Genomic DNA, 15,442 nt, shown 5'->3' with positions numbered 1-15,442 from the left:
CTCATTATTCATATCGTTTGCGGGAGCGCGCATGATCGCGACGCTCTTTGGGTTGTCCGTCGTCTCGCTCGTCATCTGGGCCGTCCTGTTGTTCGCGCGGGGCGGCTTCTGGCGCACGCGCTGCGCGCCGCCGATCGCGCCCGAGGCGCTAGCGGCGTTCGAGGCGTGGCCGGCCGTGGTGGCCGTCGTGCCGGCGCGCAATGAAGCGGACGTCATCGGCGCCGCGGTCGCCTCGCTGATCGAGCAAGACTATGCGGGCGAGTTTCATGTGGTGGTCGTCGACGATCACAGCACCGACGGCACCGCCGACGCCGCGCGCGCAACGGCCCTCGCGCTGGGCAAACCCGAGCGGCTGACCGTCATCGCGGCCGAGCCGCTGCCGGCGGGCTGGTCAGGCAAGGTGTGGGCGCAATCGCAAGGCGTCGCGGCCGTCGCATCGCGCGCGCTGTCGGCCGACTATTTGCTCCTGACCGACGCCGACATCGGCCATCCGCCCGAGGCCGTGGCCGAACTCGTCGCTCGCGCCACGATCGAGCGTCGGGACCTGGTCTCGCTGATGGTGCGGCTGCGCTGCGATTCCATCTGGGAAAAAGCGCTGATTCCGGCGTTCGTCTTCTTTTTCGCCAAGCTGTACCCGTTCCGGTGGGTCAACGATCCGCGCAACAAGACCGCCGCCGCGGCCGGCGGCTGCATGCTCGTCAAGCGCGCGGCGCTCGAAGAAGCGGGCGGGATGGCCTCGATTCGCGCGGCCCTCATCGACGATTGCACGCTCGCGGCGCAAATCAAGCATCGCGGCCAGGGCGGCCATGCCATTCGATTGGATGTGGCGGCGCGCAGCCGTTCGTTGCGGCCGTACGACGGCCCAAGCGAGATCTGGAACATGATCGCGCGCACGGCCTTCACGCAATTGCGCTATTCGCCCTGGCTGCTGGCCGGCACATTGGCCGGCATGACGGTGATCTATCTGGTGCCGCCCGTCGTGGCCGTGGCCCTGGGCCCGTTGGGCTGGCCGGCATGGCTTGCCTGGGGCGCCATGTGCTGCGCCTACGCGCCCATGCTGCGCTATTACGGCCGTTCGCCCTGGTGGGCGCCGGCGTTGCCGCTCGTTGCGTTGTTTTACGTGGGGGCGACCGTGGCGTCCGCCGTACGCTATTGGCGCGGCAAGGGCGGCCAGTGGAAGGCGCGTGTGCAGGCGCCCGTTCAGGGCCGCTGAGCCACAGCGCCGATCATTTCTGCGTCAGCATCATGTAGAGCTGGATGGCCGCATCGGGCGAAAACGTGAACGGCACCCAGCCGTGGCCGGTGTGGCGGGCAATCAGCAGACGATCGCCGTTCGGCTGCTTTTGCATCGCCATCATCGGGTTTTTCGTGGAGGCGAAACGCCAGCCGGGGGCAAGCGCGGTGGGCGGCTCCGGCGTCATAGACGCGCGCGCGTTGGCCAGTTCCTCGATCAATTGACCGATCTGCTCGGGACGCAGCGTGACGGTTTGCGACCCGATGCTCAATGTGAGTTCGTTGTGCGAAGGGCGTGCGACACGCAGCGTGGAGGTTTCGTCGGCGGCAGGCGCGGGTGTTGGCGCAGGCTGCTCGGTCTCGGGCGAAGCGATGGGTTCGGTCTGTGCGCGCTCGATTTCGGCGCGCTGCGTCTGGTCGCGCTCGGCGGCGGCCTGTGCGAGCCGGACGAGTTCGCTGAGCCGATCGACCTGCGCGTCGATCGCACCGATCTGTTCTTCCAGGTTCATGCGGGCTTTCTCAGGCAAAGAGACGCGATTCTACCGGCTGCGTGCCGAGTGCATTCGCGCCCCGTGCCTTCGAGTTGTAACAAAATGCACATCCAGCGCTCAGCGCTGCAGATAACCCGCTTCGCGGAACCACTGAAGCGCATCGCGCAGCCCGTCGATGTAGGGCCTCGCCCGGTAGCCGATTTCGCGCTCGGCTTTCGCCGAGGAGAAATACATCTTGTTCTTCGACATCTTCAAGCCGTCGACCGTGACGAACGGTTCGCGCTTCGTGAACTTGGCCACGCATTCGGCCCCGAGCGCGAGCGGATAGAGCGGCCAACGCGGTAGGCTGATGGTAGGCGGCTTGCGGCCCGTTTCGCCCGCGATGTCGGCAAGCATGCGCTGCAGCGGCAAGTTTTCGCCGCCGAGGATGTAGCGCTCGCCGATGCGCCCGTGATCGAGCGCGAGCAAGTGCCCTTGCGCCACGTCGTCGACATGCACGAGATTCAAGCCGGTATCGACGAACGCGGGGATCTTGCCGAGCGCGGCTTCGACGATGATGCGGCCCGTCGGCGTGGGGCGCACGTCGCGCGGCCCGATCGGCGTGGACGGATTGACGATGACGGCCGGCAATGCGTCGCGCTCGATCATCCGCTCGACGGCACGCTCGGCCAGCACCTTGCTGCGCTTATAGACGCCGATGGCCTGTTGCGCGGCGAGCGGGGCCGATTCGTCGGCCACGCGGCCTTCGCTCGTGACTTTCAACGTCGCGACGCTGCTCGTGTAGACGATGCGTTCGACGCCTTCCGCGAGCGCCGCGCGCATGGTGGCTTCGGCGCCTTCGAGGTTGGCGCGTTCGATTGCCAAAGGGTCCGGCGCCCAGAGCCGGTAATCGGCGGCCACGTGGAAGAGATAGCGCACGCCGCGCAGCGCGGCGCGCATCGACGATACGTCGCGCATATCGCCGACGACGATCTCGGCGTCGAGCGCTTCGACGTTCGTGCGGGGGCTCGTTGCACGCACGAGCACGCGCACGCGCATACCGCGCGCAAGCGCGGCGCGGGCGACGGCGGAGCCGACGAAGCCCGATGCGCCCGTGACGAGCACGAGGTCGCGGGAAGATTCGGTCATGGTATGTGGTGCGTATTGCGCAGTATGGCGCAGTATGGCGCGGGTTGTTGCGGTGATGCGGCGAAATTGTACTTGGTGTGCTCGCCGCTCACGTATAAGCGATCGCGCCTTCGTTGAAATGCCTGATGAATGCGTGCGCATCGGCGGCGGGCATTGCCCGCGCGAAGCGGTAGCCTTGCACGACGCCGCAGCCGTGCCGGCGCAGAAATGCGAGCTGCGTGTCGGTTTCGACGCCTTCGGCGACGACCTTGAAACCGAGCGCTCGGCCGAGCGAGAGAATTGCCCTCGTGATGACCTCGTCTTCTCGATGGCGGCCGATGCCCGAGACGAACGACATGTCGAGCTTGAGCCGATCCGCATGGAAGTTGCGGATGTAGGACAGGCTCGAATAGCCGGTGCCGAAATCGTCGATCGCCAGATCGATATCCATGGCGCGCAATGCGCGCAGCACGTCTAGCGCGCCGAGCGACATCAGCGCGCCTTCGGTGATTTCGAGTTCCAGTAGGCGCGGCGACAAGCGCGCCCGTGTAAGCGCGCGCTGCACGACGCGCAGGATGTCGCCGCGCGCGAATTGCCGCGGCGACAGATTGACCGACATGCGCAACCCGGGCAGCGTCTCTTGCCAAACCTGCGCTTGGAAGCATGCCTGCTGCATGACCCATTCGCCGATCGGAACGATGAGCCCGTTTTCCTCCGCGATCGGAATGAACGTCGCGGGGCTGACGGGGCCGAGCGTTTTGTCGGTCCATCGCAGTAGGGCCTCGACGCCGGTCACGCGATTGGTTTGCAGATCGACCTGGGGCTGATATTCGAGCCTGAATTCCCCGTTCGCCAAGGCGGCCCGCATGCGGCGCGACAGCGCGAGTCGCTCGTCCGCGCGCCGGCCGAGTTCCGGCGTGAATCTCTGCAGGCCGTTGCGTCCATTCGATTTGGCGCGGTACATGGCCAGATCGGCGCGGCGCAGCAGCGTTTCCGGGTCGTCGCCGTCGCTCGGGAAGCAGGCCACGCCGATGCTGGTCTCGACGTAGAACTCCGTATCGTCGATCCAGACGGGACGCGCGAAGGCTTGCGAGACCCGCGCAAGTACTTCGGTCAGCCGGTCTTCTTGCGCGCCCTCGCACACCACGACGACGAATTCATCGCCGCCATAGCGCGCGACGATGTCGGCCTCGCCCACGCATGCCGACAAACGGGCGCTGATCTCCTGCAGCAGGCGGTCGCCGATGCCGTGGCCGAGGCTGTCGTTGACATCCTTGAAGTGATCGATGTCCATGAAGGCGACCGCGACGCGCGTGCTGTCGCGCTGTGCATCGCCGATGACCTGCGCCAGACGTTCATTGAGCCGATGGCGATTCGGCAGCGCGGTGAGCGTATCGAAGTTCGCTTGCTGGCTCAGCAAATCGCGCGATTGGACCAGCTCGGTCACATCGTTCACGACGCTGATGTGATGCGTGACGAGGCCGTTGTCGTCGCGTACCGGTGCGATATAGATCTGATTCCAAAATAGCGAGCCGTCGCGTCGATAGTTGCGCAAGAGCGTGGCGACTTCACGTTCCTCGGCCAGCGCCCGCCGGATCGATTCGATGCCTTCTTGCTGGCGATCCTCGCCTTGCAGGAAGCGAAAGTCCAACCCTTTGACGTCGGCCACCGCGTAGCCCGTGATCCGTTCGAACGCGGGGTTCGTGTATTCGATGAGGTTGCCGTCTTCGGTTACGCGCGTGATCAGCACGGCGTTGACGATGGCGTCGAGCGCGCGGCTGCGCAATCGAAGGGCGAGATCGACGCTTTTGCGCTCGGTGACGTCTTCGTAGGTCGCGAGCAGACCCATGACTTCGCCCTGCGTATCGCGCAGCGGCACCTTCGTCTTGCGCAGCCATCGCCATGCGCCACCGGCGGAGGGGGCGAACTCCTCGTAGTTGCTCATCGGTTCGCCGCTTTGGATGACCGCCCGGTCACGCGCCCGTGCATTGGGGGCCGCCGCCCGCCATGGCAGATCGTAGTCGGTGAGCCCGACGATTTGCGACGCGTCGGCCAGGCCGACATCGTGCGCGAACGCGCGATTGCAGCCGAGGTAGCGCGATTCGGTGTCCTTCCAGAAGATCCGCTGCGGCACGCTGTCGATGACGGCCTCGAGCATTCCCTTCGATTGCCGCAGCGCCTCCTTCGCGTTCTCCTTTTCGGTGACATCGATGGCGACGACGAAACAGGCGCGGCGATTGGCGTAGGTCAGGAAGTGATAAGACGGCTCCACGAACAAGCGCGAGCCGTCCTTGCGCACGTGCGTGCGGAACTGGGTCGAGCCTGCCGTTGCACCCTTCGTCGACGCGAGTTCGAGGAACCTCGCGAGGAATGCGGCGCCGTCCTCGGGCGGTCGCAGCGCCGAGATCGGCATCCCCGTGAGTTCATCGGCCGAGTAACCGTATTGGCGTACCGCCGCGCCGTTGAGCGCCGCGATCGTGAGCGTTTCGACGTCGTAGATGAGCATCGGGAGCGGATGCTCTTGGAAGTATTCGCGAAAGCGCGCTTCGCCTTCTTCCGCCGAGATCCGCGCGCGCGCGCGTTCGAGCCCGATGCGATGATTGGCGAGAAAACCGTAGACGAGAAAGACGAAGGCCGCCGCCACGGCGGCGGCAAATGCGACCCGCTCCGACGCATAGCGGCGCGCCAGCTTGGTCGAACGCGCGCCGGTGAACATTTGCTGCTCGGCGTCTAGCGCGCGCAGACCGATGGCGACGCGGTGCCGGCTTTCCTCTATCGCAAGCAGTGCGTCGCGCGGCAAAAGAACGGCTTGCCCGTCGGAGCGCGCGCCGACCGACGCCTGTGCGATGCCGAGCTGCCATTCGTGCGTGGCGCGACGAAGCGCGTCGATGCGGGCGGCCTGCTTCGATGACGCGTCGAACGTCTTCGAGAGGGCATCGAGCGCCCGCTCCGCGCGTTCGACCCGTGGCACGGGCCAGGGGGCCGTATCCGATGCAGGGTCGGCAACCAAGCGAAGAAAGTCCGCGTCGGCGTCCGCATAAAGCGCTTCGAGCTGCTCGACGTTGTCACGAATCTGTAACGCCCGCGTGAGCTGCGCGTCGTCGAGCTCGCGCGCCGCGAAAATCTGGCTCGCGCCGAACGCGACGATGCCGACCGCGATCGCGCAGACGGCGACGCTCAGAATGGCGGTGCTGTGCTTGTCGAACCAGCTTCCCAGCAAGCGGCTGCGCAGCCGTGCCGCGTGATCCTGTAGCGCCACCGTTTCCTCTCCCCTTGCCAAATGAGCTGTCGCGCATACGCAATCAATGCATATAACGACCGGCTCGAGCATTTTCTTTAGCGCCGGATGCAAGGGATGCCTTAAAAAAAGCATTTTGACGTTGGCGTCTACAATGCGGGGATTGGCGTAAAAGCATTAGAGGCAGCGATGGACGGTCCGGATTTGGACAAAAAGATGGAAACGTATTACGTGCGAGTGCGCGGCGTCGTCCAAGGCGTCGGATTTAGGCATGCGACCCTTAGACAAGCGCACGCCCTTGGGATCACAGGCTGGGTGGCGAACGTTTCGGACGGCTCCGTCGAAGCGATGCTGCAGGGAAGCGCGAACCAAATCGATCGCATGCTCGAATGGATGCGGCGCGGGCCGCCTTCCGCGCGCGTCACCGATGTCGTGAGCGAGGAGCGCCAAGTCGACAAGCGATTCGCTCGCTTCGAACAACATTGAGTATCGATGAGCTCGAGCGACGCTTTCGGCGGCGCGCCGCATAGGTCATGAATCGACAGGAAACGGGGCGTGGCATCGCGCTAGCGGTCGCGGCCACGACACTCTTCGCGCTGTTGTCCGTGTATACCCGTATGCTGCGTCCGCTCGACGGCCTCGACATCTTTGCCTGGCGCATCGTTTGGACGGCGCCCGGCGCGACGCTGCTCGTCGTACTGCGAGGACGCACCGCGCAATTGAGGCAACTCGCAGGCGCTGCGCTGCGCGAACCGCTTCGGGCGCTCATGCTGCTGCTTGCAAGCGTGCTGCTCGGCACGCAGCTTTGGCTCTTCATGTGGGCGCCGTTGCACGGGCGCATGCTCGAAGTGTCGCTTGGGTATTTTCTGCTGCCGCTATCGATGGTGCTCGTCGGGCGCTTTTATTATCGAGAGCCGCTCGTTCCCTTGCAGTGGCTCGCCGTCGCATTCGCCGCGCTGGGCGTGGCGCACGAATTGTGGGTGACGCACGCGTTTTCTTGGCCGACGCTCGTCGTGGCCCTCGGATATCCGCCGTATTTCGTGCTGCGCCGCAGGCTCGGCGGCGATTCTCTGGCCACGTTCGCGTTGGAAATATTCCTTTTGCTGCCCGTCACGGTGCCGATCATTGCATTGAGCGCGAAGGCGCAGGCCGCGCTGCACGATCCGATGTTGGGCGCATTGCTGCTGCCCGGGCTCGGCGCATTGAGCACCGTGGCGCTCGCGAGTTATTTGAAGGCGAGCCGGCTATTGCCGATGGCATTGTTCGGCATCCTCGGTTATGTCGAACCGGTGCTGCTGGTGCTGTTCTCGGTGACGCTGCTCGGCGAATCGTTGTCGGTCGAGCAAATCGGCACTTACGTACCGATTTGGATAGCCGTGGCCCTCACCGCGGTGCATAGCGTGCTGCTGCTGCGCACGAGGGAAGGCGTGCGTCAGATCGGCTGATGCCGCTCGTGTTGCGCGTCACGCAGCGCACTCGCTTTGCGTTCGATCGAGTCGCGCAGGCTGCTGCGCCAGCCGAAGCCGAACAGGATTTCCGCCAGAACGAAAAGCGGCCCGATGACGAGACCGATCACGTCGTCGACGAATGCCGGCTTGCGGTGTTCGAAGGCGGCATGCCCGACGAACTGAAATACCCACCCTACGATGAACAGCGCGGCGCCGCTGCCGGCCCAGACGGCCGTTGACGCCAGGGCAAGCTGTGCCCCTATGACGAGGCACGCGGCCGATACGACCGCCATGGCGAGGCCGAGCGCTCTATCGAGCACGATGTAGTAGAGCGTGGCGCAGCCGAAAAGAACGAGTGCGGGCGACGCGCCGAGCGGCCACGCCGCGATCGGCCATTGCGGCCGGCTCAGCCATATCGCCAAGGCGAGGACGATCATCGGAATGCCGACGAAGTGCGTGGCGATGTTGCGCTTGTCGCGATGATAGGAAGCGTATTGCGCGAGTTGGTCGGTGAGCGTCTTCATCTTACGTAGGTCGGTCCTTCCCGATGCAAGCCGTCTAGAACGATCGAACCTTCTCACGAGCCGCGCGGATCCTCAAGCGATTGAATGTGGGATTCGCATAAAAGCGGAGGGGAAGGCTTCCCCTCGCTGGGGCCAAGAGTTAGACCGATCGGCTAGCGGCGCCGTTACTTGTTCCTATTTTCCACCAACCTTGTCGACGCACCGTCGCGTCGCGCCAGCATAGGCGGTTCAGGGCGAGCCAATGCGGCTTCGGTGCTCAGCACGCCGCTTGTTGCTCGCTGCCATAAACCTCTTGTTCGATGGTAGTTTTTAAAATACAATGTTCTTTGTGACGATAACCTTGCGGCAAACCGAGACGTTTCGAAAGTGGCGTGCCCGATTGAAGGACGAGCGTGCTAGAGGGCTGATTGCTTCGCGGCTGGACCGTCTGGCGTTCGGTCATGTTGGGGACGCCCGGTGCGTCGGACAAGGCGTTCACGAGCTACGTATCCACTACGGTCCGGGGTACCGAATCTATTTCCAGCGCCGGGGCGACTCGATCGTCGTGTTGCTGTGCGGTGGAACGAAGGGTGAGCAGGCGATGGACATCGAGGCGGCGCAGCGCCTGGCAAATGAGTTGGGAGAGTGAAATGGCAGAAAAGCTTACGACCTATGACCCCGCTGAGGATTTGAGCAGCGAGGAAGCAATCGCGGTTTTCGTCGCCGAGGCTTTCGAGACAAACGATGCCGGCTACATCGCGCATGCGCTCGGCGTGGTGGCGCGAGCCAAAGGAATGGCGCAGATCGCCGGGCTCACTGGGCTTTCGCGCGAGCAGCTCTATCGCACGTTCAGTGAGCGAGGCAACCCGACGCTCAAAACCATCCTAGCGGTCATGAATGCGTTGGGTCTCGAATTGACGACGAAGGTCGCGCACGCATGAATGTGCAACACCGGTATGTACATCCGTCTGGCGCGAGTGGGCGAATGCCCCATCGCGCCTTCGCGTAGCGCGCACCGTCGTTTACACGAACGGGTTCTGGACATTGCCCGTGGGCGCCGGCGGTTCGTCCTTCGATTCATCGGGCAGCGCCTTTTCGCGCTCGAGCGCGGCGACGATATCATCTACCGCCTGCTTCAACGCGCGCGCCGCCTTCACCCCGCGTTTGTCCTTGCCGATCCGCAGCGTTCCGGCCACCTCGATATTCGTCGTGCCGTTCGATACCGTCAGCGCATCGCCTTCGATATTGAGCACGTCCTCGTCGTTCGCGAACGCATGAAAGTCAGACACCTTTGAGCCCTCCGATTCGTTGATCCTTGAGCGCCTCCGGAATACCGGTGAACCGGATGCCGCTCATCGTTTCCAACTCGTGCACGGTCTTCACATCGTAACGGTTCGTCGCGACGTTATCGACGACGACCGCGAACGCCTCGTTCGCCGCGGGCACATACACGACTTTGAACAGCTGCGTCGGTACGAATACGCGTGTGGGACCGATCGTGCGAAGCGTTTGCCCGGCGAATAGCGGGCCGGTCACGACGTAAGCATCGCCGTAGCGCATCGCGATCTTGCGCACAGCCGATTCGATGTGCGCCCACAGGTGCTGATTGTTTTCGCGGTCCTGAGGCACGATGTTGGCGAGCGTAAACGACTGCGCCATCGCCTCGTCGTTCCAGCGATCTCCCGCGGGGCTCATATGGCCGCGATCGAAACCGCTGCGTTTGTAGTCGGCCAGCGTCGCCCCTTCGCCTGGCGGCAACGTCGGGTCTTCGAAGAACTTGTTCGTGCGCACCTGTTCCTTCGCATCGTTCAGATGCGCACGCGTCAGATGTTCGGCCGACCACAGCGGCCCGTGCGTCACGCCGGAATGCAACACGGCGAAATCGGAATAGCAAAGCATGCGGGTCTTGGCGGCCAACTTCGCGTTGGCAAGCACGGGAAACTGCGCGTTCGGCACGAACTGCGAGCACGCCGGTGCGGCGACCACATGTGCACTGGCGGCGATCCATAAAGCGGCGAACAGCTTCTTCATCGAGGGGAGTCGTTGCGGAAAGGAGTGGAGGAAAAGGGACGCAAAGTATAGCGATGTCGGGGCCGATGGCGAATCGATTTCTTCGCCAGCCGAGAAAATTGTTAGGACTCCTATCAATATGAAGTATTCGGCTTGCTCGATTGCTGCCGTTCGCGAACTGAAGGCAGATGCGCCATCGGCATAGGGTTATCGAACGTGAATGGTGCGGAGCAGCATATTAGACGAACGCACGAGGTTGTCGATGACCTGACGGCAGATGAACTATGGAATTGAATGCGAAAGAGATAAGAAAGGTAATTGAAATATCTGGGTTAACAAAGTTAGATGAAGGACTCTAAATGTCGTCGCTCCGATTGTGAATGTCATCCTGCTATCGTGATGACGGTTAAAAGACCGCATGGCATTGGTGCGGGTTGCAATTATATAAATTCGGTTGCAACTCCATGCCCATACCGAGTGGTATAGGCGCTTGGCGAGTCAATTCGATTTGCTCGATAAGCCTTATCCGTTGGGCTATGCCCCCCGCATCGGCCGGTCGATCCCGAGGTTGCACCTGCCTTTCGCTCGCGCGCTTGGACGAGTCGCGTGATATGCCGCTGCCGCGAGCAGGGTGTGCGATGGGCACTGAAGCGGTGCAAAGAGAAAAGCATGAGGCGCCAGTAAACGTAATTTGCTTCTATCAAACAATTTTTGACGACCCGTTTCTGTCCTGCTATGGTTCCGCACACTGAAGATAAGACATGCGCTGCTCTTGTGCTGGGCAGCAAAATCAGGGCGCTTCGTAAAAGGCTCCAACGCACACTTGACGAAACGGCCACGGCGGCGGGCATCTCGAAGCCGTTCCTTTCGCAGGTCGAGCGAGGGCTGGCAACCCCGTCCATTACGTCGTTGGCGGGCATTGCGAGAGCGCTTGGAGTGACGGTGCAATACTTCGTCGACACGCCGACGGAAGCTAGATCCGTTAGGCGCGCGGACGAATTGCAGTTCTTTAGCTTTGCCGATTCGGCCAACCTTTTCGCCCGGCTCACGAACGTCTCGGGGGACAGGCAACTCGACGCCATTCTCGTCCGGTTGCCCGCGGGGAAGCCGCCGTCGGAAGTGACGACGCATGCGGGAGAAGAGTTTCTCTACGTGCTGCGCGGTGAAATAACACTCAGCCTCGAGGGCGCGACTTTCGTATTGCACGCGGGGGACAGCGCGCATTACGAGTCGACCGTTCCCCACGGATGGGCCAATACCGCCGGCGACGAGACCGTGCTCGTTTGGGTCGGAACGCCAAGATTGTTTTGATTAACCGCTGTTCGTTTTCCTTGCGGGTGACGGTCTTTGCATGACAGTTAGGAATCCTAAAGAATTCCTAAATATTGAGCGAATGACCATCGATCCGAGCGAATCTCGTCGCCCTGATTGCGACCGAGGTCGCACGCTTGCACGCCGTCGATCGGCAAGCGCGCTTTATGCAATATCAATGAGTTAGGAGTCCTAACTAGCTGGATAACCGCACCCTTTTGGCCCAAAGAATTGGCACGCGGTGGCGGTCAAGGATGTTGTCGCGCAGTGAAAGAACGGTGCAGTCAAAGGGGCGGTGTAGGGGTGCCGCAAGCGCTGAAGGTGAGCCAGGCCTTCGCGATAAAACGACTTGGCGTTACTGACGAGAGAAGGGGAAAAATGAAACTGACGGCTTTAGGATCGGCCATACGAAAGATCGTTTGGGCTGAGATGGCGTTGACGGCTGCATTGGGTACCTCCGTCGCCTTCGCTCAAAGTCAACCCGCGGCCGCGGGCGCACCCTCCACCGCGGCGCCTTCGACGGCGGCGGCGCCTGCGGGCGCATCGGGCGCGGCCGCTGCCGCTGCCCCGGCTAGTGCAGCGGCAGCGGCTGCCGCGCCGGCTTCCGGCGCCGCGGCGGCGTCGACCGGCAATGTGCAGAAGCTGCAACGCTTCGAAGTCACGGGCTCGCTGATCCGAAGCTCCGACAAAGTCGGTTTCAATCAGGTTCAAACGGTGACGGCCAAGGAGATTCAGCAAAGCGGCGCGGCGACGGTTGCCGATTTTTTGCGCAACACCACGGCGAACTCGGCCAATAGCTGGAGCGAAGGTCAAACCGGCAACTTCGCGGCGGGCGCGGCCGGCATGGCGCTGCGCGGGCTGAGCGAAAAGTACACGCTCGTCCTGGTCGACGGCCAGCGCGTTGCACCGTTCGCGTTCTTCTCGAATACGGTCGACTCGTTCTTCGACTTGAACACACTGCCGTTGAACGACATCGAGCGTATCGAAATCGTCAAGACGGGCGCCGTGTCGCAATACGGTTCGGACGCCATCGGCGGCGTCGTCAACATCATCACGAAGCACAACTTTCATGGCGTGCAACTCGACGGCAGCTATGGCAGCGCGATCAACGGCGGCAACGGCGACGGCACGACGAAGTTCGGCATCCTCGCCGGCTTCGGCAATCTGAACAGCGACCGCTTCAACGTCACGGCGGCAGCGAGCTTCTATCAATCGAGCGGCTTCACGCTGGCCGATCGCGATTCGACGCGCAACGAGGATTGGACGGGCAAACCGGGCGGCCTGTCGGTGCTCGCGCCGTCTTACTGGAACATGCCCGACGGCAGCGCGCAACCATTCAGTTCGTGCGCATTCGGCGGCTCGGTTCAACCCGCGGCGACGAACTCGCTCACGCCCGGCATGGCGGGTACGCTGTGCGGCATCAACACCGCGGGCGGGATGTCGATTCTGCCGCAGACGCAACGCCTGAACGCCAAGATTCACGCCGACTTCAAGATCGACGACAAGACGACGGCATTCGCGGACTTCCTCGTGAGCCGCAACCAAACCACGACGAATGACGGCATCTGGGGCAACACGGTAGGCAACCCGCAGAACCCGCCGCTCGTCTGGAACCCGGCGACTCAGCAGCTCGGACCGTTCAGTACGGTGGTGCCGGCCAGCAACCCGCTCAACCCGTTCGGGGTGGCGACCCCGCTGACCTTTTCGTTCCCGAACACGATCGCCGAAAAGACCGATGCGACTTACTGGCGGGCGTCCACGGGCGTCAAGGGTTCGTTTTCGCTGCCGCGCGGCGATTGGGACTGGGCGACCTCGATCAGCCATTCGCAAAGCGTCGTGTCGAACGTGTTCACGAATCAGCTGAACGTCGCCGCGCTGAACGACATCTATCAGAACGGCCCCACGGCGAACAACCTCGCCGGGCTGTATCAGAACGCCGGAAATCTCGGCATCTCGAAGCTGGACACGATCGACGCGACGATTTCCACGCCGAATCTGTTCCATCTGCCGACGGGCGACGTCGGCCTCGGCTTCGGCGCGCAATTCACGCACCAAAGCATCGCGTTGACGCCGGGCTCCGAGTTTTCCAGCGGCGCTGTGCTCAACCCCGATCTGCAGACAGTGGTGGGCCAACGCAACGTCGGCGCCGTGTACTACCAGATCGACGTGCCCATCATTCGCAATTTGACGTTCAGCCAATCGGGACGCTACGACCACTACAGCGATGTCGGCGGCGCGTTCTCGCCGCGCTTCGCGTTGCGCTATCAGCCGGTTCAGGCGCTGACGATGTACACGTCCTACAACCGCGGCTTCCGCGCCCCGACGTTCGTCGAGGACAGCAAGTCGCAGACGATGGGGATTCAGATCGATCCGGCTACGGGCCTGAACTACACATCGATCACGGTCGGCAACCCGAACCTGTCGCCGGAGCGCACGCGCAACTTCAACATCGGCTTTCAATTGTCGCCGACGCGCACCACCGACATCGGCTTCGACTGGTACAAGATTCGCGTCGACAACGTGATCGGCCAAGGCAAGCCGTCGCAAATCGTCACCGATCCGGCGACGGGCGACATCCTGTACAAGTTCATCCCGTACGAAAACCTGGGCTACCTCGACACGAACGGCTTCGAGGGCACATTCCGCCAAGCGGTGCCGACGTCGGTCGGTACGTTCACGCTGCTGGGCGATTGGGCGTACGTCGATAAGTTCAAGATCGGCTTCCCGGGGCGCGCGCCGATCGACGGCGCGGGCAACAACTACACGCTCACGCAGCCATTCGGCGGCAGCTTCCCGCGTTGGCGCGGCAACACCACGCTGGACTGGACGTATCACAAGTTCGATGCGGCTTTGACGTGGCAGTTCACGGGTCCGTACGCGCAGAACCTGTTGCCGCAGCCCGCTCCGGCAAAAGTCGGCTCGTACAGCCAGTTCAACTTGATGATGACGTACACGGGCTTCAAGCATTGGACGATCTACGGCGGCATCGACAACATCTTCAATCGCACGCCCCCGTACGACCCGCTGTTCGCGCAAGGCACGTTGGATCTGAACGGTTACGACCAATCGATCTATACGTACATCGGCCGTTTCGCGCAGATCGGCGCGACCTATAAGTTCTAAAACGACAAAGCGTCTCGAGAGAGCTGGTCGGTCCACCGCCTTCGCCGTCTACGCAATGCCGGCAACGAAGGCGACGCCAAGCGCGCGAAGGTGGTGGACTTGTTTTGCAGAGCGTAGCAAAGAGTGCGTTGTGATCGGCCTCATCCCGCGGTTCGTTACATGACGAGCGCCGCCATCACGGAACAAGTCGATTCACGCCCCGGAGGATCGAAGGTGGGTATGAAAGTGGAAGGACAATCGCCCGGTGCGGCGCCTGGGCTGGCGTGGTCGGGCCGGCCACGGGAGTTCGGGCGCAAGCAGCAAAGCCCCGCGCGCCGCTTTGGCGGCATCGCAGTCGTCATCGGTTTGCATGTCGTGCTCGTTTATGCGCTGCTCAACGGCCTTGCAACGAAGGTCGTGCACGTCATCCAGCATCCGATCGAAACCAAGATCATCGAGCCGGTGAAGCCGCCGCCTCCGCCGCCGTTGCCGCCCGTGCAACTGCCGCCGCCGAAGTTCGCGCCGCCGCCTCCGCCGTTCGTGCCTCCGCCCGAAGTGCCGGTGCAGGCGCCGCCGCAAGCGACGATCACGCATCAAGCGACGCCGGTGCAATCCGCGCCCGTGCTCGCGCCGCCCGCACCCGCGCCGGCCAAGAGCGTCGTACACACGGAAGTCGGCGTGGTGTGTCCGAATTCGGATCAGATTCGCGGCTCGATCGCTTATCCGAAGGATGCGCAGGAAAACGGCGATACGGGCGACGTGCTCATCGAATTCACCGTGGACCCGCAAGGTCACGTCACCAACGAGCGCGTGGCGAAGTCGTCGGATCACGACAGTCTCGATGACGCCGCGTTCAAAGCGGTCAAGCGATTCAACTGTATCGCACAAGGTCAAGCCGTTCGTGTGCAGGTGCCGTTCTCGTTCAACCTCAACTGAGCAGAGCCCCGGCAACGGGCCGCGAAGTCGAGCGTCGAGCATCGAGCGACCGCGGACACCTTC

15 protein-coding genes are annotated in these 15,442 nt (G+C 62.9%); 8 read left to right on the top strand and 7 right to left on the bottom strand.

Annotated elements, in window-relative coordinates; genetic code table 11:
* The first annotated feature begins 31 nt into the window (after positions 1 to 31).
* The gene (locus ACTHNR_RS14240) at positions 32 to 1,213 is read left to right on the top strand and encodes a glycosyltransferase (RefSeq protein ID WP_440548307.1); all 1,182 of its coding nucleotides are present in this window, start codon (positions 32 to 34) and stop codon (positions 1,211 to 1,213) included.
* A 13-nt stretch (positions 1,214 to 1,226) separates the two neighbouring features.
* Here ACTHNR_RS14240 and ACTHNR_RS14235 read toward each other — a convergent pair whose 3' ends face one another.
* The 3 genes from ACTHNR_RS14235 to ACTHNR_RS14225 all read right to left on the bottom strand — a co-directional run bounded on the left by ACTHNR_RS14235 (position 1,227) and on the right by ACTHNR_RS14225 (position 6,090).
* On the bottom strand, positions 1,227 to 1,742 hold the full coding sequence (locus tag ACTHNR_RS14235) for a hypothetical protein (protein WP_440548306.1): 516 nt from the start codon (positions 1,740 to 1,742) through the stop codon (positions 1,227 to 1,229).
* 99 nt (positions 1,743 to 1,841) lie between these two features.
* Entirely contained in the window at positions 1,842 to 2,852 is a 1,011-nt protein-coding gene (gene hpnA, locus ACTHNR_RS14230; RefSeq protein WP_440548305.1) for a hopanoid-associated sugar epimerase, read from the bottom strand.
* Positions 2,853 to 2,940: 88 nt separating this feature from the next.
* Positions 2,941 to 6,090 (bottom strand): sensor domain-containing protein, encoded by a 3,150-nt coding sequence (locus ACTHNR_RS14225; protein ID WP_440548304.1) that lies wholly within the window; start codon positions 6,088 to 6,090, stop codon positions 2,941 to 2,943.
* Between the two features lie 168 nt (positions 6,091 to 6,258).
* On the opposite strand from ACTHNR_RS14225, the gene ACTHNR_RS14220 reads away from it, so the two are divergent.
* Together ACTHNR_RS14220 and rarD are read left to right on the top strand one after the other, a co-directional pair.
* The gene (locus tag ACTHNR_RS14220; protein ID WP_440548303.1) at positions 6,259 to 6,555 is read left to right on the top strand and encodes an acylphosphatase; all 297 of its coding nucleotides are present in this window, start codon (positions 6,259 to 6,261) and stop codon (positions 6,553 to 6,555) included.
* A 47-nt stretch (positions 6,556 to 6,602) separates the two neighbouring features.
* Entirely contained in the window at positions 6,603 to 7,514 is a 912-nt protein-coding gene (rarD, locus tag ACTHNR_RS14215) for an EamA family transporter RarD (RefSeq protein ID WP_440548302.1), read from the top strand.
* On the opposite strand, the gene ACTHNR_RS14210 is transcribed toward rarD, so the two are convergent.
* A complete protein-coding gene (locus ACTHNR_RS14210) occupies positions 7,502 to 8,041 on the bottom strand; it encodes an Mpo1 family 2-hydroxy fatty acid dioxygenase (RefSeq protein WP_440548301.1) in 540 nt (179 codons plus the stop codon). The two genes, rarD and ACTHNR_RS14210, sit on opposite strands and share 13 nt — an antisense overlap.
* A 256-nt stretch (positions 8,042 to 8,297) precedes the next feature.
* Complete coding sequence (locus ACTHNR_RS14205) at positions 8,298 to 8,519, bottom strand: hypothetical protein (RefSeq protein ID WP_440548337.1); 222 nt, start codon at positions 8,517 to 8,519, stop codon at positions 8,298 to 8,300.
* Between ACTHNR_RS14205 and ACTHNR_RS14200 the strand changes: the two genes are divergently transcribed.
* Positions 8,421 to 8,669 (top strand): type II toxin-antitoxin system RelE/ParE family toxin, encoded by a 249-nt coding sequence (locus ACTHNR_RS14200; protein ID WP_440548334.1) that lies wholly within the window; start codon positions 8,421 to 8,423, stop codon positions 8,667 to 8,669. The two genes, ACTHNR_RS14205 and ACTHNR_RS14200, sit on opposite strands and share 99 nt — an antisense overlap.
* Before the next feature lies 1 nt (position 8,670).
* Entirely contained in the window at positions 8,671 to 8,961 is a 291-nt protein-coding gene (locus ACTHNR_RS14195) for an addiction module antidote protein (RefSeq protein WP_440548300.1), read from the top strand.
* Between the two features lie 81 nt (positions 8,962 to 9,042).
* Here the strand turns inward: ACTHNR_RS14195 and ACTHNR_RS14190 are convergent, their stop codons facing one another.
* Both ACTHNR_RS14190 and ACTHNR_RS14185 read right to left on the bottom strand, forming a co-directional pair.
* The gene (locus tag ACTHNR_RS14190) at positions 9,043 to 9,309 is read right to left on the bottom strand and encodes a hypothetical protein (protein ID WP_440548299.1); all 267 of its coding nucleotides are present in this window, start codon (positions 9,307 to 9,309) and stop codon (positions 9,043 to 9,045) included.
* Positions 9,302 to 10,051, bottom strand: coding sequence for a DNA/RNA non-specific endonuclease (locus tag ACTHNR_RS14185; RefSeq protein WP_440548298.1), 750 nt, complete (start codon positions 10,049 to 10,051; stop codon positions 9,302 to 9,304). The genes ACTHNR_RS14190 and ACTHNR_RS14185 overlap by 8 nt, the downstream gene beginning before the upstream one ends.
* 714 nt (positions 10,052 to 10,765) lie before the next feature.
* Here ACTHNR_RS14185 and ACTHNR_RS14180 point away from each other — a divergent pair.
* From ACTHNR_RS14180 to ACTHNR_RS14170, 3 genes are all read left to right on the top strand, one after another.
* Positions 10,766 to 11,341, top strand: a complete 576-nt coding sequence (locus ACTHNR_RS14180) for a helix-turn-helix domain-containing protein (RefSeq protein ID WP_440548297.1) — start codon at positions 10,766 to 10,768, stop codon at positions 11,339 to 11,341.
* A gap of 378 nt (positions 11,342 to 11,719) precedes the next feature.
* A complete protein-coding gene (locus ACTHNR_RS14175; protein WP_440548296.1) occupies positions 11,720 to 14,464 on the top strand; it encodes a TonB-dependent receptor in 2,745 nt (914 codons plus the stop codon).
* A gap of 219 nt (positions 14,465 to 14,683) precedes the next feature.
* Positions 14,684 to 15,379, top strand: coding sequence for an energy transducer TonB (locus tag ACTHNR_RS14170; RefSeq protein WP_440548295.1), 696 nt, complete (start codon positions 14,684 to 14,686; stop codon positions 15,377 to 15,379).
* The last annotated feature ends 63 nt before the right edge of the window (positions 15,380 to 15,442 follow it).

It is taken from the genome of Trinickia sp. (assembly GCF_051954495.1).
In the GTDB taxonomy this organism is placed as follows: Bacteria; Pseudomonadota; Gammaproteobacteria; order Burkholderiales; family Burkholderiaceae; genus Trinickia.
Note: the sequence above shows the minus strand (reverse complement) of the source record. Positions and strands in the feature narration are given on the sequence as shown.

Excerpts from the sequence above, each read along its gene's own strand:
- ACTHNR_RS14240 (WP_440548307.1), top strand. The coding sequence starts at position 32 with ATGATCGCGACGCTCTTTGGGTTGTCCGTCGTCTCGCTCGTCATCTGG.
- ACTHNR_RS14235 (WP_440548306.1), bottom strand. The coding sequence starts at position 1,742 with ATGAACCTGGAAGAACAGATCGGTGCGATCGACGCGCAGGTCGATCGG.
- hpnA (WP_440548305.1), bottom strand. The coding sequence starts at position 2,852 with ATGACCGAATCTTCCCGCGACCTCGTGCTCGTCACGGGCGCATCGGGC.
- ACTHNR_RS14220 (WP_440548303.1), top strand. The coding sequence starts at position 6,259 with ATGGACGGTCCGGATTTGGACAAAAAGATGGAAACGTATTACGTGCGA.
- rarD (WP_440548302.1), top strand. The coding sequence starts at position 6,603 with ATGAATCGACAGGAAACGGGGCGTGGCATCGCGCTAGCGGTCGCGGCC.
- ACTHNR_RS14210 (WP_440548301.1), bottom strand. The coding sequence starts at position 8,041 with ATGAAGACGCTCACCGACCAACTCGCGCAATACGCTTCCTATCATCGC.
- ACTHNR_RS14195 (WP_440548300.1), top strand. The coding sequence starts at position 8,671 with ATGGCAGAAAAGCTTACGACCTATGACCCCGCTGAGGATTTGAGCAGC.
- ACTHNR_RS14185 (WP_440548298.1), bottom strand. The coding sequence starts at position 10,051 with ATGAAGAAGCTGTTCGCCGCTTTATGGATCGCCGCCAGTGCACATGTG.
- ACTHNR_RS14180 (WP_440548297.1), top strand. The coding sequence starts at position 10,766 with ATGGTTCCGCACACTGAAGATAAGACATGCGCTGCTCTTGTGCTGGGC.
- ACTHNR_RS14175 (WP_440548296.1), top strand. The coding sequence starts at position 11,720 with ATGAAACTGACGGCTTTAGGATCGGCCATACGAAAGATCGTTTGGGCT.
- ACTHNR_RS14170 (WP_440548295.1), top strand. The coding sequence starts at position 14,684 with ATGAAAGTGGAAGGACAATCGCCCGGTGCGGCGCCTGGGCTGGCGTGG.